At 56.0% G+C, this 17,018-nt stretch carries 14 protein-coding genes; 2 read left to right on the plus strand and 12 right to left on the minus strand.

Annotation, left to right across the window (positions count from 1 at the left end):
- Positions 1 to 12: 12 nt before the first annotated feature.
- From nuoH to lrhA, 8 genes are all read right to left on the minus strand, one after another.
- Complete coding sequence (gene nuoH / locus IAE48_RS02435; RefSeq protein WP_094421240.1) at positions 13 to 990, minus strand: NADH-quinone oxidoreductase subunit NuoH; 978 nt, start codon at positions 988 to 990, stop codon at positions 13 to 15.
- On the minus strand, positions 987 to 3,713 hold the full coding sequence (nuoG, locus tag IAE48_RS02440; protein ID WP_200133359.1) for an NADH-quinone oxidoreductase subunit NuoG: 2,727 nt from the start codon (positions 3,711 to 3,713) through the stop codon (positions 987 to 989). The genes nuoH and nuoG overlap by 4 nt, the downstream gene beginning before the upstream one ends.
- An 89-nt stretch (positions 3,714 to 3,802) precedes the next feature.
- Complete coding sequence (gene nuoF, locus IAE48_RS02445) at positions 3,803 to 5,140, minus strand: NADH-quinone oxidoreductase subunit NuoF (protein ID WP_200133360.1); 1,338 nt, start codon at positions 5,138 to 5,140, stop codon at positions 3,803 to 3,805.
- Positions 5,140 to 5,640, minus strand: coding sequence for an NADH-quinone oxidoreductase subunit NuoE (gene nuoE / locus IAE48_RS02450; RefSeq protein WP_023479890.1), 501 nt, complete (start codon positions 5,638 to 5,640; stop codon positions 5,140 to 5,142). Before nuoE ends, nuoF begins: the two co-directional genes overlap by 1 nt.
- Before the next feature lie 2 nt (positions 5,641 to 5,642).
- Positions 5,643 to 7,445 carry an NADH-quinone oxidoreductase subunit C/D gene (gene nuoC / locus IAE48_RS02455; protein WP_128482496.1) on the minus strand — a complete coding sequence of 601 codons (1,803 nt, stop codon included), beginning with the start codon at positions 7,443 to 7,445 and terminating at the stop codon, positions 5,643 to 5,645.
- Positions 7,446 to 7,535: 90 nt separating this feature from the next.
- Positions 7,536 to 8,210 (minus strand): NADH-quinone oxidoreductase subunit NuoB, encoded by a 675-nt coding sequence (gene nuoB, locus IAE48_RS02460; protein ID WP_023479723.1) that lies wholly within the window; start codon positions 8,208 to 8,210, stop codon positions 7,536 to 7,538.
- A 15-nt stretch (positions 8,211 to 8,225) separates the two neighbouring features.
- Positions 8,226 to 8,669, minus strand: a complete 444-nt coding sequence (nuoA, locus tag IAE48_RS02465; protein ID WP_034812950.1) for an NADH-quinone oxidoreductase subunit NuoA — start codon at positions 8,667 to 8,669, stop codon at positions 8,226 to 8,228.
- A 630-nt stretch (positions 8,670 to 9,299) separates the two neighbouring features.
- A complete protein-coding gene (gene lrhA, locus IAE48_RS02470; RefSeq protein ID WP_200133454.1) occupies positions 9,300 to 10,235 on the minus strand; it encodes a transcriptional regulator LrhA in 936 nt (311 codons plus the stop codon).
- Between the two features lie 941 nt (positions 10,236 to 11,176).
- Between lrhA and IAE48_RS02475 the strand changes: the two genes are divergently transcribed.
- Positions 11,177 to 12,391: a pyridoxal phosphate-dependent aminotransferase gene (locus tag IAE48_RS02475; RefSeq protein WP_054803343.1), complete on the plus strand. Its 1,215-nt coding sequence runs from the start codon at positions 11,177 to 11,179 to the stop codon at positions 12,389 to 12,391.
- A gap of 79 nt (positions 12,392 to 12,470) precedes the next feature.
- A complete protein-coding gene (gene yfbR, locus IAE48_RS02480; protein WP_200133361.1) occupies positions 12,471 to 13,070 on the plus strand; it encodes a 5'-deoxynucleotidase in 600 nt (199 codons plus the stop codon).
- Between the two features lie 19 nt (positions 13,071 to 13,089).
- On the opposite strand, the gene IAE48_RS02485 is transcribed toward yfbR, so the two are convergent.
- The 4 genes from IAE48_RS02485 to yfbV all read right to left on the minus strand — a co-directional run bounded on the left by IAE48_RS02485 (position 13,090) and on the right by yfbV (position 16,774).
- Entirely contained in the window at positions 13,090 to 14,922 is a 1,833-nt protein-coding gene (locus IAE48_RS02485; RefSeq protein ID WP_200133362.1) for an SLC13 family permease, read from the minus strand.
- A 76-nt stretch (positions 14,923 to 14,998) separates the two neighbouring features.
- A complete protein-coding gene (locus tag IAE48_RS02490; protein ID WP_094421255.1) occupies positions 14,999 to 15,658 on the minus strand; it encodes a sugar phosphatase in 660 nt (219 codons plus the stop codon).
- Between the two features lie 10 nt (positions 15,659 to 15,668).
- Positions 15,669 to 16,163, minus strand: coding sequence for a YfbU family protein (locus tag IAE48_RS02495; RefSeq protein WP_054803341.1), 495 nt, complete (start codon positions 16,161 to 16,163; stop codon positions 15,669 to 15,671).
- 155 nt (positions 16,164 to 16,318) lie between these two features.
- Complete coding sequence (yfbV, locus tag IAE48_RS02500) at positions 16,319 to 16,774, minus strand: terminus macrodomain insulation protein YfbV (RefSeq protein ID WP_023479712.1); 456 nt, start codon at positions 16,772 to 16,774, stop codon at positions 16,319 to 16,321.
- Positions 16,775 to 17,018: the final 244 nt, after the last annotated feature.

The raw sequence follows: 17,018 nt of genomic DNA on the forward strand, positions 1-17,018 counted from the left end.
CATCACCCCTTATTACGGCGCCTGCCAAAGAATGACTGCCGCCGTGCCCAACAGGTTAAGCAGTGTCAGCGGCAGACAGATTTTCCAGCCGAAAGACATCACCTGATCGTAGCGAGGACGCGGCAGTGCGGCGCGAATCAAAATGAACATCATCATAAAGAACGCGGTTTTCAGCGCGAACCAGATAAACGGCGGTAACAGCGGACCCTGCCAGCCACCAAAGAAGAGGGTGACCATCAGCGCAGAGATGGTGACGATACCGATATACTCGCCGACGAAGAAGAGACCGAACTTCATGCCGGAGTATTCAATATGGTAACCATCCGCCAGCTCCTGCTCCGCTTCCGGCTGGTCAAACGGGTGGCGGTGACACACCGCAACACCAGCGATAGCAAAGGTAACGAAGCCAAAGAATTGCGGAATGACGTTCCACAAACCCGCCTGGTTGTTGACGATGTCGGTCATATTGAATGAACCGGCTTGCGCCACCACGCCCATCAGCGACAGCCCGAGGAACACTTCGTAGCTCAGGGTTTGCGCAGAGGCACGCATCGCGCCGAGCAGGGAGTATTTGTTGTTACTCGACCAGCCAGCGAACAGCACCGCGTAAACTGCCAGACCCGCCATCATCAGGAAGAAGAGGATCCCGATATTGAGGTCGGCCACCACCCAGGTGGGGCTGACCGGCACAATGGCGAAGGCTAACAGCAGCGAGGTGAAGGCGATCACCGGCGCGAGGGTGAAGATCACGCGATCCGAGAAGCGCGGGATCCAGTCCTCTTTAAAGAACATCTTGATCATGTCCGCGACCAGCTGGAGTGAACCACCCCAGCCCACACGGTTCGGCCCATAACGGTTCTGGAACAGGCCGAGCAGGCGACGTTCGCCAAAGCTCATGAAGGCGCCGCAGGTGACGACCACCAGCAGGATGACCACCGCTTTCAGAATGCTTAACAGAATGTCGATAACATCCGGTGTTAACCAGCTCATGCTTGCGCCTCCCGCAGATTTTCAAGACGTGCCCCGGCCAGCACCGGTGCAATACCCGGCATGCCCATCGGCAAACCGACCTGCCCCGCCGTCAGACCTTCCGATACCTGCAGCGGCAGGCTGAGGGTCTGCCCTTCGTAGGTGAAGGAGACGTGCGCGCCTGCGTTTACGCCAAGCTTCGCGGCATCGGCCGGGTTAAGCGTGATGTAAGGCTGCGGCATACGGCTCTGGAACACCGGCGAACGCTGCGACAGCTCATCGCTGCCGAACAGGTGATAGTAAGGCGCGATACGCCACTCGCCATCCTGTGCGCTGAAAGCGCCCGGAACGACGGTGAAGTAATCCAGCCCGCTCTCCGTCGCTTCAATCAGGCGCACGCCCGGATCGCCGTGACGCAGATGGCCGCCCACTTCGTCCTGGAATTTGTTCCAGGCCTGCGGGGAGTTCCAGCCCGGTGCCCAGGCAAACGGAATTTGCGAGCGCGGCGCTGAAGGCTGGTTGTTCCCTTCCATCGAGAAGGCGAACATGGTGTCTTTATCCTGCGGCTGACGCGGTTCGTGGACGCTGATATTGGCGCGCATCGCGGTGCGACCGCTGTAGCGGTGCGGCTCACGCGCCAGTTTCTGCCCGCGAATGCGGAAGCTGGCATCCGGTGCGGCATTTTTGATGCCCGACAGCTGCGGCAGCGCGGCGACGGCGGCGTCGATCACATGATCGAGCTGCGTCCAGTCCACTTCGCGGTTCAGCACGGTGCTGTGCAGCGAGTGCAGCCAGCGCCAGCTTTCCAGCATCAGCGCTTTGTTGTCGTAGTAGCTCGGGTCATAAACCTGGAAGAAGCGCTGAGCGCGGCCTTCGTTGTTGATCACCGTGCCGTCGCTTTCTGCGAAGCTTGCCGCAGAGAGCACCAGATGGGCGTTATCCATAATCGCCGTGCGCTGGTGATCGACCACCAGCACCAGCGGCGCTTTCGCCAGCGCAGCATCTACGCGCGCAGCAGAAGCGTGACGGTGCAGATCGTTTTCCAGCACCACGACCGCGTCGGCGCTGCCGCTCTCCAGTTCGGAGAGTGCATCATCGAGGCTGCCGCCGCCGATAAGGCCGAGGCCCATGCTGTTAACGGAGCGGGCAATCATGGTGATGCCGACATCGGCACCGCGCCCTTTCAGCGCTTTCGCCACGTTCGCCGCCGCGTGGATCACGTCGCTGCTACCGGCGTTAGTGCCGGAGATAATCAGCGGCTTCTTCGCCCCGGCCAGTGCCTGGACAATCACATCCACTTTGCCCTGCAGATCGCTGCTCAGGCCGTCAACCGCCGGTGCGGAGTTATCCAGCGCATGGGCGATGGCAAAGCCTAAACGCGCCTGATCTTCTACCGGTGCGCGGTAGGTCCACGCAGCGATGTCGTCCAGACGGGTGCTGTCGACGTTGGTGACAAACAGCGGATGTTTAGCGCGCTGACCAATGTTCATGATCGCCGCAATCTGCCAGTCGGCAACTTTCTGCGCCGCCGCCATTTCGCGGGCTTTACCTTTCACCGCCTGACGGACCGCCAGCGCGACGCGCGCGCCGGTCTGGGTGACGTCTTCGCCGAGGATCAGCACCGCGTCGTAAGATTCGATTTCACGCAGCGCCGGAGTACGGATGCCACCTTCGCGCAGCACTTTCAGCGCCAGCGTCAGTCGCTCCTGCTCGCCTTTCGCGATGCCGGTGTAGAAGTTCTCCGCACCGACCAGTTCGCGCAGCGCGAAGTTGCTCTCAACGCTTGCGCGCGGAGAACCGATGCCGATCACTTTCTTCGACTGGCGCAGAATATCCGCCGCGCCCTGCATCGCCTGTTCGGCGTTGAGGGTAATCAGATCGTCGCCGCGACGCTGTACCGGCTGGCGCGGACGATCTTTCAGGTTGACGTAGCCATAGCCGAAACGACCGCGGTCGCAGAGGAAGTAGTGGTTAACCGTACCGTTGTAGCGGTTCTCGATACGACGCAGTTCGCCGTAACGCTCGCCCGGGCTGGTGTTACAGCCGATCGAGCACTGCTGGCAGATGCTCGGCGCGAACTGCATATCCCATTTACGGTTATAGCGCTCGGAGTGGGTTTTGTCGGTGAAAACGCCGGTCGGGCAGATTTCAACCAGGTTACCGGAGAACTCGCTCTCCAGCGTACCCTCTTCCGGGCGGCCGAAGTAGACGTTGTCATGTGCGCCATAGACGCCCAGGTCGGTACCGTCGGCATAATCTTTGTAGTAGCGCACACAGCGGTAGCAGGCGATACAGCGGTTCATCTCGTGGGAGATGAACGGACCGAGATCCTGGTTACGGTGCGTACGTTTGGTGAAACGGTAGCGACGGAAGCTGTGACCGGTCATAACGGTCATATCCTGCAGGTGGCAGTTGCCGCCCTCTTCGCAAACCGGACAGTCGTGCGGGTGGTTGGTCATCAACCACTCCACCACGCTCTCACGGAACTCTTTCGCTTCGTGATCGTCAATAGAGATAAATGTGCCGTCGGATGCCGGTGTCATACAGGACATAACCAGGCGGCCACGCGTGTCTTCCGCGTTTTGATATTGCTTCACCGCACACTGGCGGCACGCACCCACGCTCCCCAGCGCCGGATGCCAGCAAAAATAAGGAATATCAAGGCCCAACGAGAGACAAGCCTCTAACAGGTTGTCTGCGCCGTTTACCTCGTATTCTTTGCCGTCTACGTGAATAGTAGCCATTAGCATGCTTCCAGTTGTCTCAGCCGGAGCTGAGAATTAATCAAAATTCGTTCCGCGTCCCCTCACCTGCTCACGATGAGGGGGAACCATTACCAGCGCGCTTTCAGCAGGTTTGGCTGGATACCGCCAATCGCATGGGTATTGCTGAATTGCTGCTTGATCCCCGCTTCGAACTCTTCGCGGAAGTACTTAATTGCGCTCTGTAAGGGTTCAACCGCACCCGGCGCGTGTGCGCAGAAGGTTTTACCCGGCCCCAGCTGGCGGCAGAGTTGCTCCAGGGTTTCGATATCGCCAGGCTGGCCTTCGCCACGCTCCAGCGCACGCAGGATTTTGACGCTCCACGGCAGCCCGTCGCGGCACGGCGTACACCAGCCGCAGGATTCGCGGGCGAAGAACTCTTCCAGGTTACGCACCAGCGGCACCATGCCAATTTCATGGTCAACGGCCATCGCCAGCGCGGTACCTAAACGGCTGCCCGCTTTGCCGATGCTTTCGAACTCCATCGGCAGATCGAGGTGCGCTTCGGTAAGGAAGTCGGTTCCCGCGCCGCCCGGCTGCCAGGCTTTAAATTTCAGCCCGTCGCGCATGCCGCCCGCGTACTCTTCGAGGATTTCACGCGCGGTAGTGCCAAACGGCAGCTCCCAGACGCCCGGGTTTTTCACGCGCCCGGAGAAGCCCATCAGTTTGGTACCGGCATCTTTACTGGTCGACAGGTTCTGATACCACTCCACGCCGTTGGCAAGGATCGCCGGGACGTTGCACAGGGTTTCGACGTTGTTAACGCAGGTCGGTTTACCCCATACGCCGGAGCTTGCCGGGAAAGGCGGTTTTGAGCGCGGGTTCGCACGACGCCCTTCCAGCGAGTTGATCAGCGCCGTCTCTTCGCCGCAAATATAACGACCCGCGCCGGTATGGACGATAAGTTCGAAGTCGAATCCGCTGCCGAGAATATTTTTGCCGAGCAGGCCCGCTTCGGTAGCTTCAGCAATGGCACGGCGCAGATGCACCGCCGCTTCGATGTACTCCCCGCGCAGGAAGATGTAGCCACGATAGGCTTTCAGCGCAAAGGCGGAGATGAGCATGCCTTCCACCAGCAGGTGCGGCAACTGCTCCATCAGCAGGCGGTCTTTATAGGTGCCCGGCTCCATCTCATCGGCGTTACACAGCAGGTAACGAATGTTCATCGATTCGTCTTTCGGCATCAGGCTCCACTTAAGACCGGTGGAGAAGCCCGCGCCGCCGCGCCCTTTCAGGCCGGCGTCTTTTACCTGGTTGACGATTTCGTCCGGTGCCAGCCCGGTCAGGGCTTTGCGCGCACCGGCATAGCCGTTCTTGCTTTGATACTCTTCAAGCCAGACCGGCTGTTTGTCATCGCGCAGACGCCAGGTCAGCGGATGGGTTTCGGGAGTACGGATAATGGTCTTCATTATTTATACCGCTCCAGCAAGTCAGGGATCGTTTCCGGCGTCAGAGAACTGTGGGTGTCCTCATCGATCATCATAGTCGGCCCTTTGTCGCAGTTGCCGAGACAGCAGGTTGGCAGCAGCGTAAAGCGGCCATCAAAGGTGGTCTGGCCCGGCTTGATCTTCAGGTGGCTCTCAATCGCCGACTGGATCCCCTGATAGCCCGTGATGTGACACACCACGCTGTCGCAGTAGCGGATCACATGGCGGCCGACCGGCTGGCGGAAGATCTGGCTGTAGAACGTTGCCACGCCTTCGACATCGCTCGCCGGAATGCCCAGCACGTCGGCGATAGCGTAAATTGCGCCGTCCGGCACCCAGCCACGCTGTTTCTGAACGATCTTCAGCGCTTCAATGGACGCCGCACGCGGGTCTTCGTAGTGGTGCTTCTCGTGCTCAATTGCCTCACGCTCTGCCGCACTCAGCTCAAAAGCCCCGGTTTCTGGTTGTTGATTCTCGTGCATAATTAGCGGTCCACATCTGACATAACAAAATCGATACTACCCAGGTAGACAATCAAGTCTGAGACCAGGCTGCCGCGGATTGCCGCCGGAATTTGCTGCAGATGCGGGAAACTCGGCGTACGGATACGGGTACGGTAGCTCATGGTGCTGCCGTCACTGGTCAGGTAGTAACTGTTGATACCCTTGGTTGCTTCAATCATCTGGAAGGATTCGTTGGCTGGCATCACCGGGCCCCACGATACCTGCAGGAAGTGAGTAATCAGGGTTTCGATATGTTGCAGCGTGCGCTCTTTCGGCGGCGGCGTGGTCAGCGGGTGATCCGCTTTGAACGGCCCTTCCGGCATATTGTTGAGGCACTGCTCAAGAATGCGCAGGCTCTGGCGCAGCTCTTCCACTTTCAGCATCACGCGGGTGTAGCAGTCGCTGACGCCACCGCCGACCGGGATTTCGAAGTCGAAGTTCTGATAGCCGGAGTACGGGCGCGCTTTACGCACGTCAAAGTTGATGCCGGTAGCACGCAGGCCTGCGCCGGTGGTGCCCCACTCCAGCGCCTCTTTCGCGCCGTAAGCGGCAACGCCCTGAGCACGGCCTTTCAGAATGGAGTTGCGTAGTGCAGCTTTCTCATAGGAAGCCAGACGTTTCGGCATCCAGTCGAGGAACTCGCGCAGCAGGCGATCCCAGCCGCGCGGCAGATCGTGCGCGACGCCGCCGATGCGGAACCAGGCCGGGTGCATACGGAAACCGGTGATCGCTTCCACCAGATCGTAGATTTTTTGACGATCGGTAAAGGCGAAGAAGACCGGCGTCATCGCGCCGACGTCCTGAATAAAGGTAGAGATATAGAGCAGGTGGCTGTTGATGCGGAACAGCTCAGAGAGCATGACGCGAATCACTTCCACGCGTTCCGGCACGGTAATGCCTGCCAGTTTCTCGACCGCCAGTACGTATGGCATCTCGTTGACGCAGCCGCCGAGGTACTCAACGCGGTCGGTATAAGGAATGTAGCTGTGCCATGACTGGCGTTCGCCCATCTTCTCCGCACCGCGGTGGTGATAACCGATATCCGGCACGCAGTCGACGATCTCTTCGCCATCAAGCTGCAGAATGATGCGGAACGCACCGTGCGCAGAGGGGTGGTTTGGACCGAGGTTGAGGAACATGAAGTCCTCGTTGTCGGTGCCGCGCTTCATGCCCCAATCTTCCGGTTTAAAGGTCAGCGCCTCCATCTCCAGATCCTGCTTGGCTTTGGTCAGCTCAAACGGATCGAATTCGGTGGCGCGCGCCGGGTAGTCTTTACGCAGCGGGTGGCCGGTCCAGGTCTGCGGCATCATGATGCGCGTCAGATGCGGGTGGCCATCAAAAGTGATACCAAACATCTCCCAAGTTTCACGCTCATACCAGTTAGCGTTCGGGAAGAGTTTAGTGATAGTCGGCACATGCAAATCGTTTTCTGCGAGGGCCACTTTCAGCATGATGTCGCTGTTACGATCGATCGACAGGAAGTGGTAGAAAACGGAAAAATCCGCGGCGGGCAGACCGGCGCGGTGTGTGCGTAGACGCTCGTCCATGCCGTGAAGATCGAACAGCATGACGTAAGGCTTCGGTAATTTCTTTAAGAAATCGACCACTTCCAGTAACTGCTCACGCTTCACCCAAACGACGGGTACCCCGGTGCGGGTCGCCTGAACGGAAAAGGCATCCGGCCCAAAACGGTTGCGCAATTCGCCAATGACCGGATCATCCAGATGATCGCGGGTCTGCCATGGGGCTTCTTGCGCAGTTAAATCGGTCATATTTTTCACCATTGCAAAGGGTCCGTGGTGACTGTGGGGCAGTGCGTCGCGTTATTGGATTATTGAAATGCGACGCTTTTTACCCTTGCCCACAGGCGCAAATTAAATCTCGTCCGGCGAACGCAGGTTGGTGACGGCAATACGTTCACCGCGTTTACGTTCACGCTCTGACTGCATGTTGGCGCGGTAAACGCCCTGATCGCCAACCACCCAGGAGAGCGGACGACGCTCCTTGCCAATCGACTCCTGCAGCAGCATCAGCGCCTGCATATAGGCTTCAGGACGCGGCGGGCAGCCAGGGATGTAAACATCCACCGGGATAAATTTGTCGACGCCCTGCACGACGGAGTAGATGTCGTACATACCGCCAGAGTTTGCGCAGGCACCCATGGAGATAACCCATTTCGGCTCCAGCATCTGGTCATAGAGGCGTTGGATAACCGGTGCCATCTTGGTGAACGGCGTACCGGCAACGACCATCAGGTCAGCCTGGCGCGGCGAGGCACGCAGTACTTCCGCGCCAAAACGCGCCACGTCGTGCACGGCGGTAAACGAGGTCACCATCTCAACGTAGCAGCAGGAAAGGCCGAAGTTATACGGCCAAATTGAGTTCTTACGACCCCAGTTCACCATATCGTGCAGGACATTTTCGAGCTTGCCCATGTAGACGCTACGGTTGATCTCTTGTTCCAGGGGGTCAGTTACGATCTCCTGTTTTTGCAGGGGGTAACGGTCGTTCTCACCGTTAGGATCTATGCGGGTGAGCGTATAATCCATCTTATTGCCTCGCGGTTAGCGTTGACTGTCAGTGTAGCTGTTGGTCTCAGGGTTAACCTGCGCGCGGCGCGAACGCACCGGCGTCCAATCGAGCGCGCCAATACGCACCAGATAAACCAGACCAGCCAGCAGCACTAAGATAAAAATTGCGGCTTCGGCAAATCCCACCCAGCCACTCTCACGAATGGACGTAGACCATGCGTAGAGATAGAGCGCTTCGACATCGAAGATGACGAAGAACATGGCGACCAGATAGAACTTGGCGGAGAGACGTAAGCGAGCGGAACCGACGGAGTCGATACCAGATTCGAAAGGTACGTTTTTGTGCCTTGCGCGCGCGCGTCCGCCCAAAAACCGACCGCCGACCAGCATCAGGCAACAGAGGCCGATGGCGACAATAAGAAAGACAGCGAATGCCCAGTGATGAGCGATGATTTCAGTGGATGTTGACATACGCATTGCTTAACTCAAAAGGTAGCGTTAAAACCTCTGCTCTTGCTGGCAGATGACGCCACATCGATTCACGGGGAGGAATAAAAAACCACATACTTACTGTGCAAAAAGCTGAAAAACAGCTAAATGATGTGGGTTTTTACTCCTTTCTATAACCTTTTGTCAACTTTAACAAAAGTTTCCTCACATTAGTTTACATCGGCAGCAATCCATTAACATTTAGTGCCGTTTTATTGACCAGCAACAACTTTTCCTGCGGCAAAATCCGGTGTTGAATCGAGTCCGTTGTGGAGGATTACAAAAATTACCCTCCTATTTTGACAGGATTTACCCAGGATTCCTCCCCCTCTGCGGAGGTATTTTTTTGATCTGAGACACGCTTTTGTTAATTCATACAATGATTCGGCAACAATCTTGCTTGATTTTTAACATGAGCAGAGGGCATGAAAGACTATAGATGATAAAGGGGGATTGTGCTGTGAGGTGGATTAACAGATTGAAAGAAATAATGATTTAGAGCAGGAATAATTCAGATGCTTATTATTTGTGCAAAAAATGGCCCACTGTGATCGTTTCTCTCATCAGTTGGCCATTTTTACACTTACAAATTGTTACCAGTTTGCGGCGAAATGGTAGCTAGAAATCGCCATCAATCAGCAGCTGTTCATCTCCCCCTTCCGGAGTAGATCCTTTGTAGTGCCAGGGGTCGCGATAGTGCTCCATGGCATCGAAAATTACCTGCGCCAGCTCGTTCCCGCTGTTCGGGTTGCGCGAGAGCAGATATTCCGTTTCCGGCAAGGCCGGGAAGCCTTCAGCGTGACTTAATACCCGCAGGTCAGGACTCATCATCTCGACCGGTCGCGCCGTCACGCCAAGACCTGCTTTAACGGCTGCTTTCACCGCCGAGAGCGTTGAGGCCACATAGGCCATGCGCCATGGAATCTCGGCTTCATTAAGCGCGTTAAGCACCATATCGCGGAACGGGCTCGGCTCATCCAGCAGGACCAGCGGCACCGCCTCCCCTTTTTGCAGCACATACTCCGCCGCGCAATACCAGAGCGTCGGTGAGGTGCGCAGCGTTAAATAGTCAAACGGCTGGACACGATGCGTGGTCACCACCAGATCAACTTCATCCTCCTGAAGCTGATCGCTGCTCATCGGATTGCGTTTTACCCGCACATCCAGCGCCAGCTTTGGATAGACCGAGCTAATACGATTAAGCAGGAACGGCAGGATCGTATCGGCGGATTCGTCTGACGCACCAATAGTTAATACGCCCTGCAAATTGCTGAACATTAACGAGGTGCAGGCTTCGTCATTAAAGCGCAGGATCTTTCTCGCATAGCCTAATAGCTGAATACCATGCTCAGTCAGTAATTTATTGCGGCCATGACGGGCGAACAGCTCTTTTCCCACTAGCTGTTCGAGGCGCTGCATTTGCTGGCTTACAGCGGATTGCGTACGGCAAACCGCCGCAGCGGCGGCTGCAAAGGTGTTTAAATCCGCGACTGCAACAAAGGTTCTCAGCAGATCGAGGTCGAGATTCAGTATCGGACGATTTGCATTTATCATCATTTTTCACTTACGGGTTGCTCGCGTTGCGTGCCCCGGGTTTATGCTGTGTTCATAAGATTAAGTAAATCCATTTAAAAAGCGCATCCTGCACTGCCATTGCCGATGAAACCTGGCAATGTGTGTGATGTTTTTGTTCGCCACCTGATGCAAGCAGAACTCAACGTCTTTTATTTGGCAAACATCCCGCTCGGGGATATATAAACCAGCCAAATGGTGTTGATGCATTTAAAACGCGTCTTTCGCGGCGAATACCGATTTAACATCGCGCGTCGCAGATAAAGGTGAACCCAACAGAGGCTCTGAAGTAAAAAAAGAGTAATAGCAATTAAGTAAAATTAAGAATTCAACCTTACTGAACTCAGGGCTTTGCCCCTGAGCGCCCTTTCAGGCTGTCTGAGTTTACCCCAAAACCTTTTTATTTATAAGCGTTAATACGAATTATCTTAAATTCTTAAAATGTCAGTACGAAAAAATGAGACATATAAATATTAGTGATGGTCATAGTTACTATTCTCAATATTAAATAGCGAACGGTTCTGAAAATGGATCTCTTTAATAGAAATTAACATTATCTTCACAGCAACAAAGCGGGACGCTAACCGTTACTTTATATCTTCGTTATAACCCTCTTTTTTCATCTTCCTCGCGCGGGTAGCCGCGACAAAAGATTTAATCCCCCACTGCCGGGAGGCCATTGAATGGTGAAAAGTAGTGGCAATCAATCATTAACTGGCATTAATTACTTACTACGTGCAAATTGACAGCACAGAAAAGAGAAAAATAGCGCGCTTAATAGTTAAAAGATCGTTAAAGGCAACTGCCCGGCCTGGCAAAATCTTCTCCTGTTAACCCTTCAAAACAGACGGGCGTGGGAGTACATTGTTCCGTATTCACTTCCACGGCAGGGAGTGGCGATTCCAGTAAAAAGGCAAAGGTTCATGTCCTCCATCGAAAAATCCAGCAAGTTAGATAACGTCTGTTATGACATCCGTGGCCCGGTTCTTAAAGAAGCAAAGCGTCTGGAAGAAGAAGGCAACAAGGTTCTCAAACTCAACATCGGTAACCCTGCCCCGTTCGGCTTCGAAGCCCCGGATGAGATTCTGGTCGATGTGATCCGCAACCTCCCTGGCGCCCAGGGCTACTGCGATTCAAAGGGGCTCTACTCTGCCCGTAAAGCGATCATGCAGCACTATCAGGCGCGCGGCATGCGTGAAGTCACCGTCGAAGATATCTATATCGGCAACGGCGTCTCTGAGCTGATTGTGCAGTCGATGCAGGCGCTGTTGAACAGCGGCGATGAGATGCTGGTCCCGGCGCCGGACTATCCGCTGTGGACCGCGGCGGTGTCGCTCTCCGGCGGCAAAGCGGTGCACTACCTTTGTGATGAATCCGCCGGCTGGTTCCCAGATCTGGACGACATTCGCGCCAAAATCACCCCGCGCACGCGCGGCATTGTGATCATCAACCCGAACAACCCGACCGGCGCGGTCTACTCAAAAGAGCTGCTGCTGGAAATTGTCGAGCTGGCGCGCCAGCACAACCTGATTATTTTCGCCGATGAGATCTACGACAAGATCCTCTACGACGAAGCGCAGCACCACTCTATCGCCGCGCTGGCACCGGATCTCTTCACCATTACCTTTAACGGTTTGTCGAAAACCTACCGCGTGGCTGGTTTCCGCCAGGGCTGGATGGTGCTGAGCGGGCCGAAAAAGCACGCCAAAGGTTATATCGAAGGGCTGGAGATGCTTGCCTCAATGCGCCTGTGCGCCAACGTGCCGGCACAGCATGCGATCCAGACCGCTCTCGGCGGCTATCAGAGCATCAGCGAATTTATCGTGCCCGGCGGGCGTCTCTATGAGCAGCGCAACCGCGCGTGGGAGCTGATTAACGACATTCCCGGCGTCTCCTGCGTAAAACCGAGCGGCGCGCTCTATATGTTCCCGAAAATCGACGCGAAACGTTTCAATATTCTGGATGACCAGAAGATGGTGCTCGACTTCCTGCTGCAGGAGAAAGTGCTGCTGGTCCAGGGCACCGCCTTCAACTGGCCGTGGCCGGATCACGTGCGCATCGTTACCCTGCCGCGCGAGGACGATCTGGAAATGGCCATCACCCGCTTCGGGCGTTTCCTCTCCGGTTATCATCAATAATTGACTCAGGGGGAGGGTTTGCATCTTCCCCCACTCTCTGCGCACAATGGCTCCAGTCGCATTCAAGACAAGGTTAACTATGAGTCAGAGTCACTTCTTCGCCCACCTCTCCCGCCTGAAACTGATCAACCGCTGGCCGCTGATGCGCAATGTGCGCACCGAGAATGTCTCCGAGCATAGCCTGCAAGTGGCAATGGTCGCGCACGCGCTGGCGGCGATCAAAAACCGCAAATTCGGCGGCTCGCTTAACGCAGAGCGCATTGCGCTGCTGGCGATTTATCACGATGCCTCTGAAGTGATCACCGGCGATCTCCCGACCCCTGTGAAGTACTTCAACTCGCAGATTGCCCAGGAGTACAAAGCGATTGAGAAGATCGCCCAGCAGAAGCTGGTCGAGATGGTGCCGGAAGAGCTGCAGGATATTTTCGCCCCGCTGATTGATGAGCATAACTACAGCGAAGAGGAGCGATTAATTGTTAAACAGGCCGATGCGCTCTGCGCCTACCTGAAGTGCCTCGAAGAGCTTTCCGCCGGCAACAATGAGTTTCTGCTGGCCAAATCGCGGCTGGAGAAAACCCTCGACGCCAGGCGCAGCCCGGAGATGGATTACTTTATGCAGGTGTTTGTGCCAAGCTTCCAGCTGTCGCTGGATGAGATCAGCCAGGATTCGCCCTTATAACAAGGGCGAACCCGCCCGGTTAAAAGGGAAACAGCATCGGGATCATCACCACGCACACCATCATTACCAGCAGGGTAAAGGGCACACCGAGTTTGATAAAGTCGCTGAACCGGTAGTTGCCCGGCCCTAATACCAGCGTGTTCACTGGCGATGAGACCGGCGTCATAAAGGCGGCCGAGGCAGCCATCGCCACCATCATGGCGAAGGGATAAGGCGAGACGCCCATCGATTTCGCTGCCGCCAGCGCAATGGGTGCCATTAGCACAGCCGTGGCGGTATTGGAGATAAACAACCCAATCGCCGCGCACATCACAAACAGACAGATCAGCATCAAGTGCGGGCCATAGCCCCCGCCCAGCTCCATCAACCCTTTGACCACCAGATCGACGCCGCCGGTTTTTTGCAGCGCCAGCGCAAAAGGCATCATGCCAACGATCAGAATGATGCTTGGCCAGTGGATCGCTTTATAGGCGCTCTCGGCGTCGATGCAGCGGAATTTCCCCATTAGCATGCAGGCGATAATGGCGGCGATGGGATTGGGAATATCGTCGGTCAGCATCAGCGCAACCATCAATACCAGGCAGAAAATCGCATGCGGTGCCTGGCTGTGTGCTGGCGAAGCCGCACTCTCTTCAACGGGCAGGTTCAGCACCACGAAGTCGCGGGCGTGTCCGGCAAGCTGGCTGATTAACTTCCAGTTGCCGACCACAAGGAAAATGTCGCCGAGTTGCAGCGGCTCGTCAGTCACCGCCCCTTCCAGCGCCACGCCGTTGCGCTTCAGGCCTACCACGTTCAGACCGTAGCGGGTACGAAAACCGATTTCGCGCACCGTTTTGCCCAGCAGTTCGGAATCGGGGATCAGCGAGACTTCCGCCATGCCGACATCCAGCGCCTGGTCGGAGAAGTACTCCCCGCGCAGGATCATCGGCTCCAGCTGCTGCTCGACGCAGAACTGGCGCAGATCGACATCCGCAGAGGACATATCAATCAGCAGCACGTCACGAGCGCGAAACTCCGAGACGCCATTAACGTTAACAATCACCCGGCGAAAACGCCGCCAGCGCTCGACGCCGATAACGTTGGCACCATAGCGCTCACGCAGTTGCAGATCGTCAAGACGCTGACCAATCATCGGCGAGCCGGGGCGAATCGCTAACCGCCGCGCGCGGCCTGCCAGGTGATACTCGCGGATGAGATCGCGAAACGAGCGCCGCTTCCAGCTCTCGCGCTGAGCGTCGCTCCCCTCGGCATTCAGCATAAAGCGCATTAACAGCATATAGACGATGCCAAGCAGCAGGATAACCAGGCCAAGCGGCGTGACGCTGAAAAAGCCAAATCCCTCCAGCCCTTCGCGCAGCAGTTCGCTGTTCACCACCAGGTTTGGCGGCGTCGCCACCAGTGTCATCATGCCGCTAATCAACCCGGCGAAGCTGAGCGGCATCATTAACCGCGACGGCGAGACCTGCATGCGCAGCGAGACGCTCAACACCACCGGGATAAAAATCGCCACCACGCCGGTCGAACTCATAAAGGCACCCAGCCCGGCGACGGTGATCATCAGCAGGACCAGCATTTTGGTTTCGCTGCTGCCCGCCATCGTCACCAGCCAGGCGCCCATATTGGTTGCCACGCCGGTGCGCACCAGCCCGTCGCCGATAATAAACAGCGCGGCAATTAAAATAACGTTTGGATCGCTAAAACCGGAGAGCGCTTCGGGAAGCGTCAGCGTACCGCTCAGCACAAAAGCGACAATGACAAACAGCGCCACTGCGTCCATGCGCACTTTGCTCGTCGCAAAGAGCACCACGGCAATGCCCAGCAGAGAGAGAACCCAAATCAATTCACCGTTCACAACCTGTCCTTGTTTGTTGAGGGTGGTAAAAGAGTGCCATAAAAAAACCCCACCGGGGTGGGGTTACATCATTGAATCAGGCTTTTAGATCGACGCTGACGATGCCGTCATGCTGTTTTGTGACGCTTATCGCCTCCAGGCTTGTCAGCGAGAAGTCGACCTTCTCAAGCCCCGGTGAACCCGGCGGCACATTGACGGCAATCACGTGACACCCGGCGGCGAGGCCGGAGAGCACCCCCGCAGCCGCATCCTCGACCACCACACAGGTTTCCGGTGCCAGCCCTAACAGCTCGGCACCGAGCAGGTAGGCATCCGGTTCAGGCTTGCCATGCTTCACCTGTTCTGCGGTGACAAAGACTTTCGGCATCGGCAAACCGGTCGCGCGATGGCGGGCATGGGCGACCGGCACCGAGCCGGAGGTAACAATGGCCCACGGAATCGCGGAGGCATCCAGATGCTGAAGCAGTTCAATCGCGCCCGGCAGCGGCGTAATGCCGTCCGTGTCTGACGCTTCAATCTCCTCAAGGCGGGTAAATTCAGCCGCAATCTCCGCTTCTGAGGCACCCGCCATAAAGTGACGCAGTGAGGTGATGGCCTGTTTGCCGTGAATAAAATTCAGCACCTCGTCATGGCTGATGCCAAAGCGATCGGCCCAACTGCACCAGGCTCGCTCAACGGCGGGGAGTGAATTTACCAGGGTTCCATCCAGATCAAACAGAAAGCCTTTGCACTGCACGTTCACCTCCTCAGGCGTTGAGAATTTGATTAATTTCGTTACTGCTCAAGTGGTACTGGCGCGGGCAGGCGTGCCACACGCTCAGCATACGCTGGTATTTATCCCACATCGGCGTTTGGGCATTAAAGCCGTGGGTACCGGCATCAAAATGGGTATAGCGCCCTTCAATATTAACCATAAAGCGCACATATCCGAGGTAGCGCGCTTCGGTCGCGGCGTCGAAGCCGAGGAAAGTGACGCGACGCTCGTCAATGGTGGCGTTATCTTTCATATTGGTCCAGGAGACGTGGAGTGCGTGATACATCTCCATGATATCGATGATGTTGCGGCACGTTTCCTCTTTCAGCTCGCCGAATTCGCGATCCAGCTCGCGCATCTGCAAACCATATCCCCGTTCGACAATGGTTTGCAAACGGCGGTAACGCTCCGCATTAGCCGGGTCCATCATGGTCATCATCTTGTATTGATTGGATAAGATCAGACGTTGGGCATTGGTCATTTCCATCTTCGACTCCTGTGGCACTTCGGCGCAGTAAAATAAGTTGGCCTCAGTCTACCTGTGAGTAAAAGGCGCTTTCTTGATTTGCCGGGGGTGTTGCGCCTATCTACCAAAAAAGAAAGCATCCGGGGATGCTCTCTTCTTATCAATCACGCACAACTTTAAAGCTCATCAAGAAAGGTTTTATCCAGTTGCTTAAAGGCGCGCTTAAGGGTATCGGCCAGCGCCTGGTAGTCCGGCTTGCCTTCAACCGGTGCCAGCGCCTGGCCCGCCTCCTGCAACTTACCGCGCACTTCATAGAACCAGTTCAGAATCGAGGGCGGCAGCGGCGTGACCGAGCGCTTGCCGAGCCACCATAACCCCTGCATTGGCAGGCTCAGGGCAAACAGCGCGGTGGCGACAGCCGGGCCGAGCTGCCCGCCGAGGGCGATTTGCCAGCAGAGCGTGAAGATTGCCAGCGGCGGCATAAAGCGAATCGCGTAGCGTGTCGCGCGAATGGTACGGTTCTCTACAAACATGGGAGCGAGGCGTTTTTCCATAGGCCAGGTCTTCGCATAGTGCTGACCCCGGCGAAATAAACTGAAGAAACTGACGGGTCGAATCTCAGGATTTGACATGGCTTCACCTCAACTTCACGTATAAAAATTAAAAATTTTATGCAAAACAACAACTGTGAATGACAACGTTAAAATTTTTTGTCAATCCCACCTGCTATCGGGTATTCTGTGGCGGCCTTTACCAGGCCTTAGACGAATAGGTTTGAGTCGTCAAATAATAAGCTCATTATGCCACTGTCTGAAAATTGCGCAAAATAGCTTAAAATTTTAACTATTCTTTCATCGTGTCAGAAAGTTCTCTCGA

Source organism: Kosakonia sp. S57 (genome assembly GCF_016516575.1).
Taxonomy (GTDB): Bacteria; Pseudomonadota; Gammaproteobacteria; order Enterobacterales; family Enterobacteriaceae; genus Kosakonia; species Kosakonia cowanii.